Below are 21117 nucleotides of genomic sequence, written 5' to 3'. Positions count from 1 at the left end.
GCTCGAAACGCTTGACGCGTTCCGCTACCTCTGAGGAATCAGATCTTAATGCCAAAGTCTTCGACTGTCAGTAGCGTTTTTAGGCTCAGTCCGGCTGCTTCCACGGCGGCTCGGCCGCCTTCCAGCCGATCGATGACCGCTAGGATGCCTTCGACCTGCAAGCCAAATTGACGGGCCGCTTCGACGGCCGCCAGGGCACTGCCCCCGCTGGTGACGACATCTTCGACGATGATAACCCGTTGACCGGCGGTGACTGGTCCTTCGACTTGACGCCCCATACCGTGCTGTTTGGCTTCTTTACGAACAATAAAGCCCATGAGGTTCAGTCCTCGCTGGCCGGCTAGCGTAATGGTCGCAGCCGTGATCGGGTCGGCACCGATGGCCATACCACCAATGGCATCAGGCAAATTGTTGCCCAGCAGCTCGAGCATCCCGGCGGCCACCTGGTTGGCCCCTTCCGGATGCAGCGTCAGTTGCCGACAGTCCAGATAAAAGCTCGCCTTCTTGCCGCTAGCCAAAGTGAAATCGCCGAAGCGCAGCGATTGTTGACGAACCAGTTCTTGTAAGCGATCGCGACTATAAGTTGTCATGTGTGAACATTCGATTAGAGTTCATAGTCTGCTTTCGCTCCGCGAAAGGCAGCCACTATTTGCGAAGCAAACAAACGTCCCTGCGCAACAATTACTAAATCCAAATCCAAAACCAAAACCTTTTGCGGAGCAAAAGGAGACTAATTGCTTACATATTCGATCAAGCTGCGCAGCATGCAACCGGTAGCGCCTGCGTCCTGATAGGGCTTGGGTTTATCGGCGAAAGCGGGACCGGCGATGTCGATGTGCAGCCAGGGCTTGCCGCCGACGAATCGCTCTAAAAACTTGGCGGCGGTAATCGCGCCGCCCCACCGGCCATCGCCCACGTTCTTGATATCGGCTACTTGGCTATTGATCTGTTCATCAAAAAACTTGTGCATGGGCAGCGGCCACACCAATTCACCGGCCCGCTCAGCAGCGGCTTGAAAATCACTTTGCAACTTTGCGTCGTTGGTCATCAAGCCGGCGATGTCCACTCCCAAGGCAACGACACATGCCCCAGTGAGCGTGGCCAGGTCGATGATGCAGGCTGGGTCATAATCCAAAGCCACGTTCAAAACATCTGCCAGCACCAATCGCCCTTCGGCATCTGTATTATGAACTTCGATCGTCGTCCCGGAGCGCGCGGTCAAGACATCGCCCAGTCGAAACGCACTGCCGCTGATCATGTTTTCGACCAGGCCCACCAGCCCGATCAGTGGTTGATCCACTTGCAACATGGCCGCGGTCGCCAGAGTGCCCAGCACTGTAGCAGCACCCGCCATATCGCACTTCATCGTCAACATACCGTCGGTCGGCTTGATCGACAGTCCACCACTATCGAAGGTCACTCCTTTACCAACCAAAGCCACCGGGGCGGTATCGCGTTTCCCTTTGTACTTCATGATCAACAGGCGTGGTGGCGTTTGCGAACCAGCAGCCACGCCCAGCAGCGATCCACAACCTTCTTTGCGCAATCGAATCTCATCCCAGACTTCGATCTCGATCCCACATTGTTGGCATACCTGGCGAGCTTCAGCAGTAAACGTCGCTGGTGTCAGTAGATTGGGCGGTAGATTTACCAAACGACGCACCAGCAACATGTTTTCGGCGATGACTTCGCCGCGTCGGACACTGGCTGCATCTGCGGTCAGCCAAAGCATGGCTTGCGGCTGTTTGAAATTCTTTTCCGCGCGCAGTAGGTCCTGACCGATGAAACCTCCCATGGCGGCGCTGACGGCTGCGCTGATGATCTCGCTGCTGCCTTCCAAGGCGAATACCACGATTGACCGCGGCTTGTCGGCCAAACGCTTGGCGGCTGCCCCGGCAACGCGGCCAGCTTCGGCGACACCAAATGCCGCTTGCGAACCCGCGCCGGCCACGATTAGCAGCTGGGTATTGAGACCCACGGGCAAGACGAACGAGCTGATTTTGCCTAGCTTGGCCGGCAATTCGCCGGCAGCGGCGTATTGATCCAGCAGCCCATCCATCAGCCGATTGACCTCCTGCGCGTGGGTACTCAGTCCCTCTTCAAAGTTCAAAACCACCAGCGCATCGGCTTCCAAATTTGCTAAGGAAGCGGTTGATGTGGAAACTTTCATGCCAGATTGTCTTCCTGATAGTACACGTGCCGACAGCGAATGATTACAACTACCAACTCTCGTACTTCGCCCGCACACCTAGAGTTGTTATGGCCGATATGTTACTGCATTTTTATGCTTTTGGGCTGATCCTGCTGGCCCTCTTGCCTCTCGGGATGATGAACAGCAATTTACCGCTGTTTTTCAGATTGCCAACCGCAGGCAAGAAGCAGAAACAGGCCACTGGGGCCGCGACCACCGTCTCTGTGTTGATCCCCGCGCGAGATGAAGAGGCGGCCATCGGTCAGTGTTTGGATAGTGTGTTGGCCTGCGAGTGGTCCACTTTGGAAGTGCTGGTCATGGACGATTGCTCGACCGATCGCACTCTGGAAATTTGCGAAGCGATCGCCCAAAAAGATCCAAGGCTAAGAGTTTTGCCAGGCAAACAACTACCGATGGGATGGAATGGAAAACAGCGTGCATGCTGGCAATTGGCATTAGCAGCGCAGGGAGAGTGGCTGCTGTTTATTGATGCAGATGTTCGACTGAGCGACGATGCGATTCCGCGTTTGACTGAGGCCACCACTGCCAGCGAGGTTGATTTGTTGAGCGGCTTTCCACGGCAACTTACCGGCTCATTGTTGGAGAAGCTGCTTATACCACTGATGCATTTTATCTTGTTAGGTTACTTGCCGATTGCCAGGATGCGTCAGTCGACTTCACCGCAATACGCGGCCGGTTGCGGTCAGTTGTTCTTTGCACGCCGATCCGCTTACATGACATGCGAGGGCCATAAAGCGATTTGTGCGTCGCGTCATGATGGTCTAAAGCTACCCGGCGCGTTTCGCAAACAACGATTCAAAACCGACATTTTCGACGCGCAAGACTTAGCGACCTGTCGCATGTACAGCACCGCGGGCCAAGTGGTGCGCGGGCTGCTGAAGAATGCCACCGAAGGCATGGCCCATCCTCAGCGGATCGTCATCTTTACCGTGTTGCTCAGCGGGGCTGCAATTTTACCTTTGGCATCACTGGTGGTCGGACTGGTTCAGGGTTGGTCGCCCGTGGTGATAGGCGAGTTGTCCATCGCCACGATACTCTCGTTTGTACCGCGCGTGATGGCAGCCCGCCGCTTTCATCAATCGTGGCTGGGCGTCCTACTGCATCCGCTGAGCGTGCTGTTGTTTCTAGCTCTCCAATGGCTGGCCCTCCTGGGCCAACTGCTGGGCCTACGCGTCCGCTGGCGCGGTCGATAATACATGGCTCACCACCGACTTTATGTCGGTGGGAGCATGACTGGTTGGCTAGTCAGGGTCGCGATCTAGCCAGTCAGTCACCGGTCCACCGAGACAAGACAAGCTCGGTGGTGCCGAAACTTATCGCACTAACGCTTTGCCGGATTCATCCCACGTGCGCAGTTCGCCTTCCGGTTTACCAGCGACGTAAGTGGCGACAGCTTTCTTCATACCATTGGCATGTCGCCAAAGCCACGGACCAACTTGTTGACCTTTGTCGTACTGACCAACGGAAGCGACTTCGCCGGTGCGATGCCATGTTTCGAAGTCCCCGTGCAATTTACCATGATCGTATGTGCCTTTGGTCGCGACCTGGCCGTTGTCGTAGTACGTAAGGAAGTCACCGTGCTGCAGTCGTCCGCTTGCCGCGCTATGGGTGGCTAGGGTGGTTGTTGTCCAATCGTCTTGAGTGGCGACTTTGCTGGGAGAGGTCAAATACCGCATGACGCTCTTGACGTGTTTGTTGCTGTAGTGCTCCGTTTCAACGGCGATCTTTTGACCAGCTGTGTACAATTCTTCGCTTATAACTTTGCCATCGACATTCTTTTCAAGGTACGCTCCATCCAATACGCCATTGTCGTACTGCGATTGCAAGTAGATCTGACCATTGGGATGGTAGAGCGTCATCGTTCCTTGACGCACTCCTTCACGCAATTCGACTTGCATGGCGATGCGTTTATCGCGATCGGATATAACCCAGACCCCATGCATCTTGCCGTTTTTATACTCAACGCTCGAGCTCAGCGGCGCGCGGAATTTGTTGTATGGATACCCCGCCATTAATTTGGCATCGTTCATGTTTAAGAAGCGAGCCCATACGCCTTCGCGCTGCCCTAAGTGATACGTGCCGGTGACCAGCAGGTCGCCTCGCTCGGAGTACTCCCGATAATCGCCTTCGTTGACATAGTTACCGTCGGCATCGAGCACCACCGTGCGTTCGATGCGCAGCTTACCACTGGGGAAGCGGTCGCGAACTAGCTCACCTTCACGCTGCTCCTCACTGAGCGGCTTCACAGTGCTTTTGCCACCGGATATCAAACTGATCGCAGCTGGTGGAGTAGCGGTTTTCGCAGCTGCGCCACCTGCGCTTTCGATCACCAAAATAGAGTGCTGAGCTTGATCCTGTGCGATGGCTAGCCCACATGACCACGGCACCGACACGGATAGAGCAAGTGCGATCAGACGAGACATTGACAGCATTGAGGGGCCTCCGGGCGTAAAAAGGCTGACAACAATCGTTACTCTTATGACATGGAATAATGTTCGGTTGTACAGGCTTGCGGTCTGTCGACTGGAACAAGATTCAGCATGGGATTCCACAGACAGCCAAGCGTCTGCTTACCCAGCTTGCCTTGGTTCGCCGCAAGGATCATCGAAGAGTTTATGAAATTAAAAACGCAAGGATAATCAAGGGCGTCAGTGGCAAGTGGGGTGCGGCGTCACAGCACATATTCAAGTGACTATAATGGTCCTCTTACAATGAATGGTCACGCGCGGCGACACCCGCCTGAGAATTGTCGATTTGCGCAACTGGCCACGACTGCCACACCCCGCCTTCCTCTTCATCACCTCGAGAAGCACTATGCGTAGTAGCACCACGAAGCTGCTCTGGCTTGGACTCGTTTGTCTTTCGAATTTGACGCTAGCCGCTGATGCGGTACTTCTGGACTTTAAAACGCAGCAGCTCTCCAGTGAGTATTACTCAGAGGGAGCTGGAGCGGGCGACCTGAACAATGATGGAGCGGTCGACATTGTTTACGGCCCCCACTGGTACGCAGGTCCCGATTTCACGCAGAGCTTTGAGATCTACCCACCGAAGCCACAGAATCGCGAAGGCTACGCCGACCACTTTTTTGCTTGGGTCTATGATGTCGACAAAGACGGCTGGCAAGACATCTTCGTGGTCGGATTCCCGGGCACGCCCGCTCATGTCTACAAGAACCCAGGCAAATTGGACGCGGACAAGTCGAAGCCGGCCCATTGGCAAAAGGTTCAAGTCTTTGATTCTGTTTCTAACGAATCACCACACTTCACCAATCTAGTGGGTGATGCGACGCCGGAACTAGTTTGCACGCGCGATGGATTTTTCGGCTACGCCACGATCGATCCAGCCAAGCCGTTAGCAGCCTGGACGTTTCATGCGGTCTCGGCACAAGTCACTGATCGTAAATTCGGCCATGGTCTGGGCGTCGGCGATGTCAATGGCGATGGCCGAGCAGACATCCTTCATTCCAAGGGCTGGTTTGAACAACCTGCAAACTTGGAATCAGCCGGTGGCCGCTGGGAATTGCGCGAAGCTGCCTTTACCAACGCGTACGGTGGCGCGGATATGTTTGCCTACGATGTAGATGGCGATGGCGATAACGATGTCATCACCAGCCTGGCTGCCCACGACTATGGTCTGGCTTGGTTCGAGCAAAAGCGCGCAGGCGACCAGGTCGAATTCGAGCAGCACCTGATCATGGGCTCCAAGCCGGTTGATAACAAATATGGCCTGGCCATCAGTGAATTGCATTCGGTCAACCTGGTCGATATGGATGGTGATGGACTGAAAGACATCATCACGGGCAAGACTTATTACTCGCACCACAAACAGAGCCCAGGCTGGAACGATGGCGCTGTCGTCGTGTGGTTCAAGCTAGTCCGTAACGAACAGGGCATCGACTGGATTCCCCAGCGCGCTGCCGATGATACGGGCATCGGGCGACAACTGAGCGTCTTTGACATCAACAAAGATCAATTGCCCGATATTGTTGTCGGCGGCATGAAAGGCTGCGCAGTGGTTACGCAGACGCGGCGCGTGGTTGACCAGGCCGCGTGGAAGAAAGCCCAGCCTGTCGCTTACGAGCCAACGGCCGAAGAAAAAGCAGCGTTAGCTGCCGAAGCCAAGAAGAAACAAATCCTCGCGCAGAATATGCCTGGTAAGACATTGGAAGGCGAAGGACTAAAAGTTCTCAAGGCCACCGGTGGCAGTGCCGATCCACAAGGGATGGGTGGTTTCTCGGCAGATAGATGGAGTGGCAATTCGCAGTTGTGGTGGACCGGAGCCAAACTCGGTGACAAACTTGAGTTGGAATTGCCAGTCGAAAAAGCGGGCACCTTCGATTTCATGTGTGTGCTCACCAAGGCTAGTGATTACGGCATCGTCGAGCTGGCGCTGGATGACAAACGTCTGGGAGCTGCTATCGATCTCTACAATTCACCAGACGTCGTTACCACTGGCCTGCTGAATCTCGGTCCAGTTACATTGACGGCCGGCAAGCATCGTTTGAGCTTGACGATCGTCGGTGCCCATCCCAAAGCCGTCAAACAATACATGGTCGGTATCGACGCCATCCAGCTTGGCCTGCCGAGCGGTTATTTGCCCAAGAAGAGTGATGGCACTGCGCTTAACTTAGACTTTGAAAGCGGCACCTTGGCTGATTGGACTGCCACGGGCGATGCCTTTGTCGGCCAGCCGGTTGAAGGTGACGCGGTCGTCAAGCGACGGGCCGACATGCGCAGCGAACATGCAGGCAAGTACTGGATCGGCACCTTTGAAATCAAAGGCGATCAACCTAAGGGTACGCTTAGCTCAGCGCCATTCAAAGTGGATGCACCGTTCGCTTCCTTCCGCATCGGAGGCGGTGAAGGTCCAGAGACGCGGATTGAATTAGTCGATAAGAGCAGTGGCAATGTGCTGGCCAAATACTCGGGACGCAACAGCGAAAACATGCGACTCGTAATTGTTGATCTGAAAGCCCACGCAGGCAAAGAGATCTTTATCAAAGTCGTCGATAACTCCAGCAATGGTTGGGGACATATCAATTTCGACGAATTTCGACTGCATGCCGAACAACCGGGACCACCGTCTGCCTCCGATACGCCGCTAGTAGCCGACGACTATCCCTTCAAGGGACAAGCGGCTGGACCGGCTGCGGCTAACATGAAGGTGCCCACTGGTTTTCGCGTCATTCCTGCTGCTGCCGAACCCGATGTTAAACAACCGATCGCTATGGCATTGGATGATCGCGGACGGGTGTGGATCGCTGAAGCCTACGAGTATCCCAGACGTGCCGCAGGCGACCAAGGTCGCGATCGCATCTTGATCTTCGAAGATGCCGACGGTGACGGCACGCTGGAGAATCGCAAAGTATTCGCCGAAGGTCTCAACCTGGTCAGCGGTATCGAAGTCGGTTTTGGAGGCGTGTGGGTGGGAGCAGCGCCATATTTCATGTTCATTCCCGACGCCGACGGAGATGATGTTGCCGACGGCCAACCACAGATTCTGCTGGATGGTTGGGGACTCCAGGATACTCATGAAACGTTGAACACCTTTATTTGGGGACCCGATGGTTGGTTGTATGGTTGCCACGGCGTGTTCACGCACTCGCGCGTGGGCAAGCCCGGGACACCTGATGCCGAACGTCAACCGATCAACGCTGGCATTTGGCGTTATCATCCGACCCAACACATCTTCGAAGTGTTCGCCCACGGCACCAGCAATCCTTGGGGCGTAGATTTCAATGATCGCGGTCAGGCGTTCTTGACCGCATGTGTTATTCCGCACTTGTATCACGTGATTCAAGGCGGACGTTATGAGCGTCAAGCTGGGAATCACTTTAATCCTTACACCTACAACGACATCAAGACCATCGCCGACCATTTCCATTATTTGGGATCTGGTCCACACGGTGGCAATGGCCGTTCCGACGCAGCTGGCGGCGGACATGCGCACGCAGGTGCCATGATTTATTTGGGTGGCACCTGGCCTGCCGAATATCGCGACAAGTTGTTTATGAACAACATTCACGGCCAGCGTTTGAATATGGACGTACCCAAGCCGCAGGGTTCAGGTTACGTCGGGAGCCACGGACCGGACTTCTTGCTCACGGGCGACCAGGCTTCGCAGATTCTCAATCTCCGATACGGGCCAGATGGCCAATGCTGGATGATCGACTGGTACGACATGCAAGCTTGCCACTTGAACGAGATCGAGCGGCACGATCGCAGCAACGGCCGTATCTACAAGATCGTGTACGGTGCGAATAAGAGCGAGCAAGTTGACCTGGGCAAAATGAATGATGATCAACTGGCAGCGTTGGTAAGTCATGACAACGATTGGTATGTGCGCCACAGTCGCCGACTGCTGCAAGAGCGCGCAGCCAAAGGTTCGATTGCTCAATCGGCTGTAGAACAATTAACGCAGGTAGCGCTCAGCCACGCAAAAGACACCGTTCGACTGCGAGCCGCTTGGGCCCTGGCGGTCACTGGAAACCTGAAGGCTGCTACGCGTGATCGTTTACTTTCCGATGCCAGTCCGTATGTTCGCGGTTGGGCGATTCAGCTAAGTCTCGACCACGCGGCCACCGATAAATCGCTGGCTGGGGATGGCCTGGTGAAACAATTGGCTGCACTGGCCGGCAAAGATGATTCACCTGTAACGCGTTTGTACCTGGCTTCGGCCGCTGGTCGTTTGCCACTGGCAGAGCGCTGGGACATTCTCCAAGGCCTGGTATCCCGCGCCGCCGATGTCAATGATCATAACTTGCCTCTAATGATCTGGTACGCGGCGGAGCCATTGGCAGAAGCGGATCCGACTCGAGCTTTGGCCTTTGCAATTTCAGCTGGCGAGAATATTCCGCTAATACGCGACTACATGCTGCGTCGCATTGGATCTCGTGGTGATGCACCGGCGCTGGCTTCGCTGGTTGAAGGACTGGGCAAAGCAGAACAAGCTGGCGTACAGTTAGCGTTTCTGGACGCGATTCGCACATCGCTCACCGGTCAACGTCGAGTCACTCCGCCCGCGGCTTGGGCGGCAGTTTCGGCGAAGCTGCTCAAGAGCAACGATGCGCAGGTCAAGCTGCAAGTCGATTCGCTGGGCGTGACCTTCGGCGACGAAGCCGCGCTGGCCAAAGTCAGACAACGTGTGCTCGATCGCAACCAGGCGGGCGATGCGCGACGCGAAGGGCTAGCGAGTTTGCTGGCCGCCAAAGACCCCAAACTGGCTAGCGTCCTCACGGCTGTGCTGGATGACGCAGCCCTGCGCGAGCAAGCTCTCGGTGGACTGGCTCAAGTCAACGATGCCAAGACGGCCGAGTTAATCCTCAGCCGATACGCCGACTTCTCACCCAACGAGAAACGCACCGCGTTGGCCACGTTATCGGCTAGAGCTGAATCGGCCATTGCTATGTTGAAAGCGGTCGAAGGCAAGAAGATTGCGAGCAATGAACTGTCCGCTGATCTGGTTCGGCAACTACAAAATTTGAATCATCCCGAAGTGAATGACCTCTTGGGCAAGACTTGGGGCACGGTACGCGAAACCGCAGCCGACAAGGCCAAGTTGATTGAAGAGTACAAGAAACTCGTCAGCACCAGCAAGATGAAGCCCGACTTGGGACATGGTCGAGCCGTATTCGCGCGCACGTGCCAACAGTGCCATGCGCTCTTTGGTATCGGTGGCAACGTCGGCCCCGATCTGACTGGATCCAATCGAACCAACCTCGATTATCTGCTGAGCAACATTGTCGATCCCAGCGCGGTGATGGCCAAAGAGTATCAACCGACAATCGTACTCACGAGCGATAACCGGGTGATCACCGGCATTGTGCGTGGCGAAGACGACAAGGCACTGAAGATTCAAACCGCTACAGCATTGGAAGTTGTGCCGCTTGATGAAATTGAGAGCCGCAAGCTCAGCCCGCAATCGATGATGCCAGACGATCAATTGAAACAGTTCACACCTGCGGAAGTCCTGGCCCTGATCGCCTATATGGCCTCGCCCGCGCAAGTTCCGATCTTGGCTGATGAGAAGAACGCCATGAACCTCTTCAATGGCCGCGACTTGACCGGCTGGCAAGGCAATATGGAACTGTGGTCCGTGGTCGATGGGCAGATCGTCGGCAAATCCCCAGGCATCCAGCACAACGAGTTTCTAATCAGTGAGATGGCGGCGGCCAATTTCAAGTTGACGTTTGAGGTGATGCTCGTGAATAACGCAGGCAATAGCGGCGTTCAGTTCCGCAGCACGCCCGCTGAACAGGGTGTCAAAGGTTACCAAGCCGACATCGGTGCCGATTGGTGGGGCAAACTGTATGAAGAAGAAGGTCGCGGATTATTGTGGCCGAAATCCGGTGAGGAGTTTGTCAAGAAGGGCGATTGGAACACGTACGAGATCATCGCCGATGGACGACATATCCACACCTCGATCAACGGCCAACCCTGCGTTAATATGGATGACGCGCCAGGAGCCCGCCGTGGTATCTTTGCCCTACAACTTCACTCAGGAGATGCCACCGAAGTCCGCTTCAAGAACTTTGTCCTTGAGGTGAAGTAGCCCGTAGCCACCGCTGCCAAGCGGTGGATTATCAGAGGTAACGCATCCACCGTCTGGCGACGGTGGCTACTCGTAACGCATCCACCGTCTGGCGACGGTGGCTACACGTAATGCGTCCACCGTCTGGCGACGGTGGCTACAGCTTCACCTACTTGCTGCGGTAAACTTCCACTTCGCTGATAAACCCGAAGAATTTCGAATAGTTGCCGGTTTCTGCATCGTGAAAGTCTTTGAACGTCAGACGAACGTAGCGAGCGGGGGTATTCTTGAAGACAGCCACGGATCGTTCGGCCTTGTTCTGGCCAAACGCATGGCTACCAACTTCGGTGAATTGTTTGCCGTCGCCACTGACGGATATCGCAACCGTCTTGGTCGAACCAACGTTGGGTACACCGTATCTAACCTGGTTGATTTCAGTGGGTTGCTTGAGATCGATCGTCACATGTTTGGGAAACGCATCCGAAATGCCAGTGGCGAAACACTGAGGTGCCGCGTTACCCCAAGCCCCGTCAGTCAGCCCCACATTCCATCCCCAGATGTTTGGGTCGCTACATTCGAAGGTGCACTCTTCGGCCAGGTTATCACCGAGATCGGGATCCACTGGCCAATGCGTATGAAAAGCGGTAGCTTGCAGTTGGTCGCCGTTCATCAGATTGGGCATAGCCAATTTGTTCCAAGCAAAGCGAACTTGTTTGGGCTGCGCGATCTTGTCAGAATTGACTACGACACTAGTGCCATCGATCTTGGCGGTTGCCGGCGCAAACGCGCCATCAGCACCCGCGACTTCGAAATCGTGTAGCTCTTTACCATCACGTGCGGCCAGGCCGCCATGAGTATGATCAAACAGTACTCGAATGTTCGCGCCTTCGATCTTGTGTGAAGCATAGGTAGGGCCACTTGGATCGATGTCGCTCTTGCCATAGTCTTTGGCCAAGGCCCACAGGGCCAATCGGCGGGCGACTTCTTTCTTATTACCTGGATGGATGTCCTGCAATTCAGCGATGTCCGTGATCACGGCCATGCCCGTATGAGGTAGCTTGAGGCATGCTTGCTGGGCGATCCAAAACTGAGGCAGAATCTGTGGATCTTCGTCGCCGTATTGCCATGAGGCGATTTGAACAAAATAGAACGGCAGGTTCGGGTTCTTGAAGGCCGTCCGCCATGAATGCAACAAGGCCGCAGTTTTATCGACATAGGCAAAACCCTCAGCGTGATTCGACTCGCCTTGATACCAGATCGAGCCTTTCAAACCGAAGGGTACCAAAGGGTGAATCATGGCGTTATAAAGTGCCGTTGGTGTGCCGGGATCGGCTGAGTAGCTCGTGGGCTGTGCAGGCAGAGCGGGTGGTGCGCTGCCCGATTGCACGAGTTGACGAGCTTCGGTCAACCACTTTTCTACATTCTTGAAATGTTCGGCGTATTTGGCTGCATACTCCGGACTACCGGGCAGTTGGGCGACAGCGGATTGTCCAAAATCGCGCAGAGCCGGCACTGCGGCAAATCCGGACGGATCGGTCCAAGGCTCGATGCGCGTACCACCCCAAGCACTTTGAATAACACCGATAGGCACTCCGACATCTTGATGTAGTTTCAAACCGAAGTAATAACCGACGGCCGAGAAACTAGCTACGCTCTCCGGTGTGCAGCGAGCCCAAGAGGCGTTGACCGAGTCTTGAGGCGTCAAACTGGCGATCAGCGGAATTTGAATCAGTCGCAAGTGAGGATGATCGGCACCAGCAATGTCGTCCTTTGAATCCTGCTTCCAACCCATCTCCCATTCCATGTTCGATTGACCTGAAGCCAGCCACACATCACCGACGACAACGTCAGATAGCTTGATGGCTTTCTCGGGCGTCGACTTCAACGACGCTTTTAATTCAACGCCGGCACCATCGGCTGGTAGCGCATCCAGTTGCAGTATCCACTTGCCATCGGCACCCGCTTTAGCGGACTTCTTTTGATTCTTAAATTCAATTTCGACGGTTGCATTGGGATCACTAGTACCCCACACCGCCACCGGTCGGTCGCGCTGCAACACCATGTGATCAGAAAAGATCGAAGCAAACTTCAGCTCAGCCGCCGAGGCTACTGTCGCCAATAGCAACACAGTAGGGATGGCAATCAGTTGAACGTAGGTTCTCATTGGAGGATCTCGCGAGGGTAAGGAAGAAGTTGGGCAGGAAGCGCATTGTACACGTCACCTCTCCAAGGCTTCGCCTTGGGGAGGTCGAATCGAGGCTTTGCGAGATTCGGGAGGGGTCTTGGCAGCATAGGTGCTTAGTACCGCAGGAGTACAGCTTGACGCTGTGCCCCCTCCCGCCGACGACGGCTAAACGCCGCGTCGGCGACCTCCCCCGCTGCGCAGGGGAGGTGACACGCGTTATTGCAGGTTCTCTTTAAACTTCTCGCGGACCGCTTGGACGGCTTTGGCACCGGTGGCGCTGTTGATGACTACGTTAACGCGCAGTTCGCTGGTGTTGATCATCTCGACGTTGATGCCCGCATTACCTAAGACATCGAACATACCGATCGCCACGCTGGTGTGACTGCGCAGCCCAATACCGCTGACGGAAAGCTTGGCGATGTCTTGCGAACCTTGCACGCGGCGAAACTTGAACTGTTTGCCCAACTCGTGCATGACCTTCATGGCGTCATTGTATTGCGATCGTGGTATCGTAAAACTGATGCTCGTCTCGCCCAGGTATCCGTCGCAGCTCTGCACGATCATATCGACGAAAATTCCAGCGGCAGCGATGGCATCGAAGATGTTCGCAGCCAGGCCAGGTTGATCGGGGACACCAATCAACGTCACGCGGGCTTGATCGTCAACCAAGCTGACATCGCTCAACGACAGTTGCTCCATGTCAGCTGAATGCAGGTCAGCAACCATGCGCGCGACGTCAGTATCAGATGCTTGGCGTTTCGGAATCTCTTCCCAAGCTGCGGCATCGCTCGGTCGCTTATGCAGTTCGAAGACTTGATGTACGGCTCGCAGCGCTGCTTGCGATTGATCGCGTTCGACCAAGACTGAGATCTTGATTTCGCTGGTGGTGATCATTTGAATATTCGTGCCCGCATTGGCGATAGCGCGAAACATCTTTTGCGCTACCCCGGTTTGCTTGGCCATGCCCAAGCCGACGACTGAAACTTTGGCGACCTTGTCGTCGTGGGTATAGCCAGTAGCACCCACCGAGGCTGCAGCCTCGGCGATGGCTTCCAACGCGGCAGGCAGTTCTTCGTTGGGTACGGTGAACGAGATGTCGGCGCGATCGTCTTGGCCGATGTTCTGAACGATCATGTCGACCGTGATTTTACCGTCGGCCAAACGTTTGAAGATCTCAAAGCTGGTGCCGGGTCGATCGGGTACGCCCTGAACCGTGATGCGTGCTTCGTTGCGCGTCAGGGCTGCGCCGCACACACCAGCCGAGGCCGACTCAGGTTCGCTGACAATCATCGTGCCTCGAGCGTCGCTGAAACTACTGCGAACGCGGATCGGCACGTCGTACTTTTTGGCGAACTCAATCGAGCGATTGTGCATGACGCTGGCGCCCAGGCTAGCCAGTTCCAGCATTTCATCGTAGCTGATGCGTGACATCTGCCGCGCTTCGGGCAGCTGGCGTGGATCGGTCGTGTAAACGCCATCGACATCCGTATGAATCTCGCACGCATCAGCTTGAAGGGCTGCGGCCAGCGCGACGGCCGTCGTATCGCTACCGCCGCGACCGAGGGTGGTGATGTTATCGTCGTCATCGATCCCCTGAAAGCCAGCGGCGATAACGATGTTGCCTTCGTCCAGCCGTTTGCGAATGCGTTCAGCAGAGATGTTACGGATGCGAGCCTTCGTATAACTGCTGTCGGTGGTAATGCCCATCTGCGCGCCGGTCAAGCTGACGGCTTTGTAGCCCAAGGCATGCACGGCCATGGCCATTAGCGCTACACTCACTTGCTCGCCGGTCGAAAGCAGCATATCCATTTCGCGAGCTGGTGGCTTGTCATTGACCTGGCGAGCCAGGTCGATCAGCAAGTCGGTGTTGTGGCCCATGGCACTGACCACAACCACGACTTGATTGCCTTGTTGTTGAGCGCGAATGGCTTTGCGAGCTGCCGACAATATCTTCTCGGGGTCAGCTACGCTGGTGCCGCCAAACTTCTGCACAATCAAACTCATAATTGCGTGTCTCAGTCGCTTCGGTTGTGGGTTATCGATCGTTGGAGTTACAGAGCGGAAAAACTGGAACGTGGTTTAGAATGAACCACGAATGAAAGCGTCCATCATTTCCCAGCCGTTGGGGAAGGCGACATTCGATTGAGCTGCCGCGGCTTCGCTGTATTGTGATGCGTCACTAGCTGCAATCCCGCGTCCGCAGATGGCCATAGGAACCATGCCGTGGCTGTGCTTTTTGGTCGAGCACGGCGTAGGATGATCTGGCAAGATCAGCAAACGGTAATCGCCCATTTGTTTCAGCCGCTGATGAATGGGGCCGACAATATGTTGATCGATGGCTTCCAGCGCTTTGATCTTTTCGCTGGACCTACCTTCGTGTGAGGCTTCGTCCGTCGCTTCGATATGTACGGTAACGATATCGTACTTGTCGAGCGCCTCGATAGCCGCCTGACCTTTGCCTCGATAGTTGGTGTCCAGGTAGCCTGTGGCACCTTCCACCGCAATGTTATCCCAACCAACGAGCACTGCCAGGCCGCGCAGCAGATCCACCGCCGTGATCATGGCACCTTTCAGTCCAAATCGTTCATGAAAGCTTGTCAGCGATGGACTGCCACCTAGTCCCCACAGCCATACATTGGTGGCCGGACGCTTCCCGGCGGCAACGCGTGCATGGTTAACTGGATGAGCGGCGAACAGCGGCACACTGCGATTCATCAAATCGACTAGCAAATCTGAGCCTGGTCCACGCGGAAAGTCATCTGCGATTGGCAAGTCGGTTATGTCATGAGGTGCGCGCGTACGGGTGTCGGCGCTAAACGGAGCCGGCTCACCAGGCCGACCGCGAAAGATCAGCAAGTTGCGATAACTGACGCCCGGTACAAATTGCAAACGCTCATCGGTAACCGTCTGCTGTAAGGATTGCAGCAGCTCTGCACCTTCGGCGCTGGAGATATGGTCAGCCGTAAAGTCGACCATGATCTGGTCTTCGATGGTCACCAGATTACATCGAACGGCCCAGTCGCCTGGGCCAAGTTGAATGTTCTGGGCGGCAGCTTCGATCGGCGCGCGGCCTGTGAAGTAAACATTCGGGTCGTAACCGAGCAACGTCAAGTTGGCGACTTCGCTGCCAGCCGGAAAGTGCGCGGGCACATTATCGGTCTGAGCCACGATGCCTTCGGCCGCGACACGATCCATGTTGGGAATGTTGGCGACTTGCAAAGGCGTTTTGCCACCCAGTTCATCAAGCGGCAAGTCGGCGCAACCATCGGGAATGACTATGACGTATTTCATTGTTGAAGATTCGAATTACATTTGGCTGGAAGATTAGTTGCGTTCATCCATAACACGCATGCGTACGCTTGGTCCACTGACAACGCCCAATTGGCTGATCTTCTCGACCGCTTTGCGAGCAGCACCCTCGGGGGCTTCATGAGTCATGATGACCAGTGGAACCATCGGAGTTGTACTTTCCGCATTCGGTTCATGTTGAATGAGCGACGCAATAGACAGTTGATATTGCCCGAGTATGGAGGTTATCTGGCCCAGCACGCCAGGTTTATCGACTACGTGCAAACGCAGGTAGTAGCGACCTGGCAGATCATCGTAAGGCCGCAAGTGAACTTTGGATTCGCGGCGGCTCCACAGTTCCAATGTTCGGAATGTAATCCGCGCTCGTCCCACACACATGTCGATCATATCGGCCACTACTGCCGAAGCGGTGGGCATCGCGCCGGCACCTTGACCATGAAAGAACAAATCGCCGACGGCATCGCCGACTACTTTGATCGCGTTGTAATTCTTGCGAACTTCAGCCAGTGGTCGACCGGTACGAATGAGCGTCGGCGAAACGGAAAGGTCCAGGCCGTCATTGACCAGTCGAGCTTCCGCTAACAGCTTGATACGGTAACCGAGTTCAGCCGCGAAACGAATATCGCAGATGTCTAGCTTGTCGATGCCGAAGCGCGGAATCTCGCGCCAAGCAACGCGGGCACCAAAGGCCAGGTGAGCCAGGATGGCCAGCTTCTGAACAGCATCGCTGCCATCGACATCCATGGTCGGATCCGCTTCGGCGTAACCCAGTCGCTGCGCTTCCTTCAGGGCTTGCGAGTACTCCCAGCCCTGCTCTTCCATCTGCGTGACAATGAAATTGCTGGTACCGTTCAGAATGCCATGCAGCGAGCGAATTTGGTTGGCGGACAAACACTGCGAGATGTTGGCGATGATCGGAATGCCGCCGGCCACGGCCGCTTCGAAAGCGATAGCTCGGCCCAGTTGTCGCGCGCGATCGAACAGTTCACCACCGTGCTCAGCCAGTAGGGCCTTGTTGGCCGTGACTACATCCTTGCCGGCTTCCAGCAATCGCAGCGTGATCGTGCGGGCTGGTTCGAGCCCCCCGACCAACATAGCCACGACTTCGATTTCCTTACTCTTGAGCACATCGTCGAGCGAGTCGGTCAGAATGCCGGCCGGCAGGTCATAACCGCGCGGTTTGTCGAGGTCTTGAACCACCGCTTTTTCGAGCCAGAGCGTGCGGCCGGCGTGCCGCGCGGTGCGATCACCATGATCGATCAACAAGCGTGCCACCCCGCTGCCGACTGTCCCTAGTCCAACGATGGCTACTTTGGTCTTTTCCATAATATGGGGGCCGGCTACTCCACTGGGCGTGAGATCTCGCAAAAGGCGTTTTCAAGCCTGCGAATATACATGAATGTGGCATAGGCTTCCAGCCTGTGTCTGTAGAGCGGCTCCAGACGCTGCGTTTACATCAGCCTCCATCGTTTAACCCGTAGCCGCCAGGCGAGGTGCACCCTCTAACGACCGTGGCGTTTACCCGAGCATCTTCGTGCTCAAGACAAAACTACCCACTGCCGAGTGTACTCCTTCGATTGCCTGGCCTGCGGCCACGGGTTAAACGATTGCCGCCAGGCGAGGTGCACCCTCTAACGACCGTGGCGTTTACCCGAGCATCTTCGTGCTCAAGACAAAACTACCCACTGCCGAGTGTACTCCTTCGATTGCCTAGCCTGCGGCCACGGGTTAAACGATTGCCGCCAGGCGAGGCGCACCCTCTAACGACCATGGCGTTTACCCGAGCATCTTCGTGCTCAAGACAAAACTACCCACTGCCGAGTGTACTCCTTCGATTGCCTAACCTGCGGCCCTGCGGCCACGGGTTAAACGATTGCCGCCAGGCGAGGTGCGCCCTCTAACGACCGTGGCGTTTACCCGAGCATCTTCGTGCTCAAGACAAAACTACCCACTGCCAGATGTACTCCTGCGCTCGCCTGGCCTGCGGCCACGGGTTAAACGATTGCCGCCAGGCGAGGCGCACCCTCTAACGACCGTGGCGTTTACCCGAGCATCTTCGTGCTCAAGACAAAACTACCCACTGCCGAGTGTACTCCTTCGATTGCCTGGCCTGCGGCCACGCGTTAAACGATTGCCGCCAGGCGAGGCGCACCCTCTAACGACCGTGGCGTTTACCCGAACATCTTCGTGCTCAAGACAAAACTACCCACTGCCGAGTGTACTCCTTCGATTGCCTAGCCTGCGGCCACGGGTTAAACGATTGCCGCCAGGCGAGGCGCACCCTCTAACGACCGTGGCGTTTACCCGAGCATCTTCGTGCTCAAGACAAAACTACCCACTGCCGAGTGTACTCCTTCGATTGCCTGGCCTGCGGCCCTGCGGCCACGGGTTAAACGATTGCCGCCAGGCGAGGTGCGCCCTCTAACGACCGTGGCGTTTACCCGAGCATCTTCGTGCTCAAGACAAAACTACCCACTGCCAGATGTACTCCTGCGCTCGCCTGGCCTGCGGCCACGGGTTAAACGATTCATCCCAACTGCCCACCCATCGCACAATCGGTACAGGTTGCGCAGGCGATGGGGATACCGGGAAACAAACAGCTTACCACTACCTCAGCGGCCGCCTAAGCGCAAATTGGAGTGTACTGTTTGATGACTTTTGAGCGCTTGTCGCTTTCGGTTGGCTAATCAAACCTAACCCTGACGATGGTTTGGATGGCACACTGAATGTGATTTGCTGGCCGGATTCCCCTCAGCCCGACCTGCTCATCTTCACAAACCTGGAACTGTCCCTATTAACCTACGGACAAGCCCGGGAAGGTCTTTGCCCAAAAGACTGACTTTGAAGATGCGCAGAATGCCACGCGATAGTAGCTGGATGCAGTCATCGGTTGGTTGTGGTGGAATACGAGAGCAGAGTCGTCTTGCAACTCTTTGCGACCTGTCGCATCTAGCGACGTTCACCCGCACCGACACGTTTCTGCGTTTGGCGTTGTTGCCTGGTGATTGGCTGATCGAATCGGCGTTTGCAGAATTTGCGCTCGCACCAAAATTGATGGGGGCCGCTTCGCGATCGATAGCAACACAGGGGCAAACAGTGTTGCAGGGGCAATCGGTCGCGAAGCCCTTTCCCGTACACCGAAGCGGTCTATCAAAGCACCGCCACAGTTCAACAAAGATAGGGGCAGCTTCACGGCCGATAGTAACACAGGGGCAAACAGTGTTGCAGGGGCAATCGGTCGTGAAGCCCTCTCTTTGTATCATCTTAAATTTGAATTTCAATTTAAAAATTCAAATTTTGTTTCACGACCAATCAATTGGTCGCTCTTTGTCAAGCTGTACCACTCAGGCGCTTGGTAACAGCAACGCTTCCACCGTCTGGCGACGGTGGCTACCTCTTAACTTGCTACAGCAACTGTTGCATGCCCCCCGACAAGACGTTGTCTACTTCTGGACTGCTCCAAGCCACGCTGACTTCGTAGCCCAATTGTGGGTAAGCCTGCGTGGTGGGTATGTACCAAGGGCCGCCATCACCATAGGCGGCTGTGGCCACAAATTTGTTCTTGGCCAACTCTTGAGCACGCAATTGGTACTCGACAAAACATTCGGCAGGCAAGTGCAACATGGATACGTCGTTGATATCCAAACACGATAAAACAATCGGCAACTGTTTGGCATGCCGACGAATCCACGACACAGTGTATGCCGGTCGGCTGCGACTGACCAAACTCTGCGAGGGGTCTTCGATCTGAGCCATGATCTGTGCTTCATCCCAGCGTGGATCGATGGCCGGCAAGATCTCGCAGGTTTTCCAACTAACATTTTCGATCGCGACTGGTTTCAGCTCGCGCTCCGAAGCCACGATGCCGTCGTAGATGCGACCGGTCAGAATGGGACGCATCGCCGGTGAACCATCGTTGTATTTGCCAGCTCCGATGTTGCCCCCGCATCCATTGAAGTAAAGATGCGCGCAACCCGGTTCGTCACCTTGCCGGCGTTTGCGCGCTAACCCGCAGAAGTCGGAGCTTGCACGACCATCGCCGTAGTAGCTCATCGGATGACAAGCATAATAGTGGCAGGCGGCCAGTTTGAGATTGCCCGCATAGAAGGCCACGGTCTTTAGATATGGATCGATCAAACCCTCGGGCAGGGCGCGCAGCGCGGGATCGGCACATGAGCTACTGCGACTGGCGCGCACCTTTCCATCGTCACCCAAGATGCGCCGATTGGCGGCCACTTCCAACACTTTGGCTTGACCCGTGGCGATGTGCGTAACATTCTCTCCGCGCTGCATGGCTTGCCCCACCGCCAAACGGCCGGCGTCCAGGCAGCGGTTGAAGAAGTCGACGTTCAACATGGACGGCAACGTCTTTTGATCAGCCACAATCTTGGCAGCTTCTAGACAAGCAAACGGTGCGTTGTGTTGATGCACAACTTGCACCGCCACGCGGTCGGGCGTCGTACCTGCCGCTTCGGCAAGCGCTACGCGCCAGGCGATATGAGCTTCGTTCAATAAACCTGTCCAATCTACTGCGCAAATCACAATCGGCAGGCCAGCGCCCAGAATCACCAGGCCGATGGCTTCCAACGGGTCGTCGTATCCTTCGATCGGCTTAATCCAGTTGCCGCAACAACCATGACCAAGGGGCGGAGTCACATCAAAGCGAAACGAGGCTATATGCAGCTCGCTGACTCGATGCTCATCAACTCGAGCCGCCGACTGATAACCCAGCGCACCTCCGGGCAGCGCCAGTCCCGCCAAGGTCGCACCAGTTACGCTAACAAACTCGCGGCGTTGCATTGGAGTATCCTTCGAATATTGTCACTTCCGACCGGCACTTGTATTTCCAGAGCGGCCCTGGAGAGCCGCTCTACGTCGCTGC

General features: G+C 55.6%; 10 protein-coding genes. 2 read left to right on the top strand and 8 right to left on the bottom strand.

What is annotated here, in order from left to right; genetic code table 11:
* Positions 1 to 38: 38 nt before the first annotated feature.
* A complete protein-coding gene (gene pyrE, locus SH573x_RS13410) occupies positions 39 to 590 on the bottom strand; it encodes an orotate phosphoribosyltransferase (protein ID WP_479355797.1) in 552 nt (183 codons plus the stop codon).
* A gap of 140 nt (positions 591 to 730) precedes the next feature.
* Entirely contained in the window at positions 731 to 2170 is a 1440-nt protein-coding gene (locus SH573x_RS13405; protein WP_479355795.1) for a leucyl aminopeptidase, read from the bottom strand.
* On the opposite strand from SH573x_RS13405, the gene SH573x_RS13400 reads away from it, so the two are divergent.
* On the top strand, positions 2155 to 3405 hold the full coding sequence (locus tag SH573x_RS13400) for a glycosyltransferase (protein ID WP_479355794.1): 1251 nt from the start codon (positions 2155 to 2157) through the stop codon (positions 3403 to 3405). The two genes, SH573x_RS13405 and SH573x_RS13400, sit on opposite strands and share 16 nt — an antisense overlap.
* A gap of 120 nt (positions 3406 to 3525) precedes the next feature.
* Here SH573x_RS13400 and SH573x_RS13395 read toward each other — a convergent pair whose 3' ends face one another.
* Entirely contained in the window at positions 3526 to 4644 is a 1119-nt protein-coding gene (locus tag SH573x_RS13395; protein WP_479355792.1) for a toxin-antitoxin system YwqK family antitoxin, read from the bottom strand.
* A 382-nt stretch (positions 4645 to 5026) separates the two neighbouring features.
* Here SH573x_RS13395 and SH573x_RS13390 point away from each other — a divergent pair, with 382 nt between their 5' ends.
* The gene (locus SH573x_RS13390; protein ID WP_479355790.1) at positions 5027 to 10762 is read left to right on the top strand and encodes a PVC-type heme-binding CxxCH protein; all 5736 of its coding nucleotides are present in this window, start codon (positions 5027 to 5029) and stop codon (positions 10760 to 10762) included.
* A 148-nt stretch (positions 10763 to 10910) separates the two neighbouring features.
* Here SH573x_RS13390 and SH573x_RS13385 read toward each other — a convergent pair whose 3' ends face one another.
* The 5 genes from SH573x_RS13385 to SH573x_RS13365 all read right to left on the bottom strand — a co-directional run bounded on the left by SH573x_RS13385 (position 10911) and on the right by SH573x_RS13365 (position 21035).
* A complete protein-coding gene (locus tag SH573x_RS13385; protein ID WP_479355788.1) occupies positions 10911 to 12905 on the bottom strand; it encodes a sialate O-acetylesterase in 1995 nt (664 codons plus the stop codon).
* A gap of 237 nt (positions 12906 to 13142) precedes the next feature.
* On the bottom strand, positions 13143 to 14930 hold the full coding sequence (locus SH573x_RS13380; RefSeq protein ID WP_479355787.1) for an aspartate kinase: 1788 nt from the start codon (positions 14928 to 14930) through the stop codon (positions 13143 to 13145).
* A 75-nt stretch (positions 14931 to 15005) separates the two neighbouring features.
* Positions 15006 to 16217, bottom strand: a complete 1212-nt coding sequence (locus SH573x_RS13375; protein WP_479355785.1) for a cofactor-independent phosphoglycerate mutase — start codon at positions 16215 to 16217, stop codon at positions 15006 to 15008.
* 33 nt (positions 16218 to 16250) lie between these two features.
* Positions 16251 to 17561 (bottom strand): homoserine dehydrogenase, encoded by a 1311-nt coding sequence (locus SH573x_RS13370; protein WP_479355784.1) that lies wholly within the window; start codon positions 17559 to 17561, stop codon positions 16251 to 16253.
* 2079 nt (positions 17562 to 19640) lie between these two features.
* On the bottom strand, positions 19641 to 21035 hold the full coding sequence (locus tag SH573x_RS13365) for a hypothetical protein (RefSeq protein WP_479355782.1): 1395 nt from the start codon (positions 21033 to 21035) through the stop codon (positions 19641 to 19643).
* Between the last annotated feature and the right edge of the window lie 82 nt (positions 21036 to 21117).

It is taken from the genome of Rania fehmarnensis (genome assembly GCF_056494185.1).
Note: the sequence above shows the minus strand (reverse complement) of the source record. Positions and strands in the feature narration are given on the sequence as shown.

Excerpts from the sequence above, each read along its gene's own strand:
- SH573x_RS13405 (WP_479355795.1), bottom strand. The coding sequence starts at position 2,170 with ATGAAAGTTTCCACATCAACCGCTTCCTTAGCAAATTTGGAAGCCGAT.
- SH573x_RS13365 (WP_479355782.1), bottom strand. The coding sequence starts at position 21,035 with ATGCAACGCCGCGAGTTTGTTAGCGTAACTGGTGCGACCTTGGCGGGA.
- SH573x_RS13395 (WP_479355792.1), bottom strand. The coding sequence starts at position 4,644 with ATGCTGTCAATGTCTCGTCTGATCGCACTTGCTCTATCCGTGTCGGTG.
- SH573x_RS13390 (WP_479355790.1), top strand. The coding sequence starts at position 5,027 with ATGCGTAGTAGCACCACGAAGCTGCTCTGGCTTGGACTCGTTTGTCTT.
- pyrE (WP_479355797.1), bottom strand. The coding sequence starts at position 590 with ATGACAACTTATAGTCGCGATCGCTTACAAGAACTGGTTCGTCAACAA.
- SH573x_RS13370 (WP_479355784.1), bottom strand. The coding sequence starts at position 17,561 with ATGGAAAAGACCAAAGTAGCCATCGTTGGACTAGGGACAGTCGGCAGC.
- SH573x_RS13375 (WP_479355785.1), bottom strand. The coding sequence starts at position 16,217 with ATGAAATACGTCATAGTCATTCCCGATGGTTGCGCCGACTTGCCGCTT.
- SH573x_RS13400 (WP_479355794.1), top strand. The coding sequence starts at position 2,155 with ATGTGGAAACTTTCATGCCAGATTGTCTTCCTGATAGTACACGTGCCG.
- SH573x_RS13380 (WP_479355787.1), bottom strand. The coding sequence starts at position 14,930 with ATGAGTTTGATTGTGCAGAAGTTTGGCGGCACCAGCGTAGCTGACCCC.
- SH573x_RS13385 (WP_479355788.1), bottom strand. The coding sequence starts at position 12,905 with ATGAGAACCTACGTTCAACTGATTGCCATCCCTACTGTGTTGCTATTG.